Origin of the sequence: Rariglobus hedericola (assembly GCF_007559335.1) — a bacterium.
GTDB classification, from domain to species: domain Bacteria; phylum Verrucomicrobiota; class Verrucomicrobiia; order Opitutales; family Opitutaceae; genus Rariglobus; species Rariglobus hedericola.
In genome coordinates this window covers 1-2,276 of the sequence record NZ_VMBG01000008.1, presented here as the reverse complement: position 1 = coordinate 2,276, position 2,276 = coordinate 1, and the positions used below count along the sequence as shown (strand labels likewise).

Here is a 2,276-nt window from a genome sequence, read left to right as displayed (position 1 = left end):
GATCACCGCCAATGCCGATATCCTCTCCGGCACCGGACACATCACGGTCAAGGCCAACACCAACATCACCCTCGCGGCCGGCGTCAACGTCACCACCTCCGCCTCGGGCACCATCTCCCTCAACGCCCTGACCGGTGCCTTGTTGATGGCCGGCACCGCCAACGTCACCGCCACTGGTTCCTCGGCCCGCCTGCGTGCGGAAGGCGACATTACAGTTGGCAACATCACCGCGACGAACGTCTCGATCGACACCGACGCCGGCTCGATCATCAACGCCACCGGTTCCACCAAGAACGTCACCGCGACGAACCTGCGCCTCCAGGCCAACGGCGCGATCGGCGCCTCGGCCCGCCACCTGACGACCAACATCGACGTCCTCTCCGCTCTCGCGACCTTGGGCTCGATCTACGTCACCGAGGACAACGGAGCCACGGTCGACACGGTCACGGTGACCGTGACCGAGTTCAGCAGCACGGCCACGACCGCCGACGTGGTCGACGTCAACCAGTCCGATCTGACGACCTCGACCAGCGGCAACATCATCTTGGTCGCGGTCCTCGGTGACATCACCCTCAACGACGGTTTGGTTGACGGCAACGCGGTCTCCGCGAACGGCACCGGCCGCATCCTCCTCGATGCCGACGCCGGCTCGATCACCGCGAACGCGGACATCCGTTCAGGCACCGGCCACATCACCCTGAAGGCCGACGACAACATCACCCTGACGACCAACGTGGACATCGTGACGGCCTCGACCGGCACGATCTCGCTCGATGCGGAGACCGGCTTCCTCCTGATGGACGGCACGGCGACGGTGGTAGCCACTGGTTCCTCCGCCCGCCTGCGTGCTCAAGGCGACATCACGGTCGGCAACGTGACGGCGACCAACGTCTCGATCGACACGGATGCGGGCTCGATCATCAACGCGGCCGGCTCGACCAAGAACGTCACCGCGACCAACCTGCGCCTCCAGGCCAACGGCGCGATCGGCACCTCGGCCCGCCACCTGACGACCAACATCGACGTGCTGACCGCGCTGGCGATGACCGGTTCGATCTACGTGACCGAAGATAACGGTGTGACGGTCAGCTCGGTCCGCGTGACCATCACCGACCTCAACCGCAATGCCTCCACCACCGTCGTGACCGACTTTGCGCAGTCGGACCTGACGACCGTGACCAACGGCAACATCGTCCTGGTGGCCGTCCTCGGAGACATCACCCTGGACGACGGCGACGCGCTGGTGGTGCAGACCTCCGGAGACGGTCGCTCGACCAACGGCAACGCAGTGTCCGCCAACGGCACCGGCCGCATCCTCCTCGATGCGAACGCCGGCTCGGTCACGGCCAACGCGGACCTCCGCTCGGGCACCGGCCAGATCACGGTCAAGGCCGACGACAACATCACGCTGACGGCCAACGTCGACATCGTCACGGCCTCCACCGGCACGGTCTCGCTCGACGCGGAGACCGGCTTCCTCTTGATGGCCGGCACGGCCACGATCACCGCGACGTCCTCCTCCGCCCGCCTGCGCGCCGAAGGCAACATCACGGTCGGCAACATCACCGCGACGAACGTCTCGATCGACACCGATGCCGGTTCGATCACCAACGCCGCCGGCTCGACGAAGAACGTGACCGCGACCAACCTGCGCCTCCAGGCCAACGGCGCGATCGGCACCTCCGCGCGCCACCTGACCACGAACATCGATGTCCTCACCGCGCTGGCGACGACCGGTTCGATCTACGTAACCGAAGACAACGGTGTGACGGTGAGCTCGGTGCGCGTGACCATCACGGACTTTAACAGCGACGCGACCACCACCACGGTGACCGATTTTGCGCAGTCGGACCTGACGACCGTGACCAACGGCAACATCGTCCTGGTGGCGGTCCTCGGTGACATCACGCTGGATGACGGCGACGCGCTGGTGGTGCAGACCTCCGGAGACGGCCGCTCGGCCAACGGCAACGCGGTCTCCGCGAACGGCACCGGCAGCATCCTCCTCGATGCGAACGCGGGATCGATCACGGCCAACGCGGACCTCCGCTCGGGCACCGGACACATCACGCTGAAGGCCGACGACAACATCACGCTGACGACCAACGTGGACATCGTGACCGCCTCGACCGGCACCATCTCCCTCGATGCGGAAACCGGCTTCCTCCTGATGGACGGCACCGCCACTGTGGTCGCCACCGGTTCCTCGGTGCGTCTGCGCGCCGAAGGCAACATCACGGTGGGCAACATCACCGCGACGAACGTGTCGATCGACA

1 protein-coding gene is annotated in these 2,276 nt (G+C 66.0%); it reads left to right on the top strand.

Annotated features, from left to right (window positions below; genetic code table 11):
* On the top strand, positions 1–2,276 hold a 2,276-nt coding region (locus FPL22_RS17755), incomplete at both ends, for a beta strand repeat-containing protein (protein WP_162525366.1).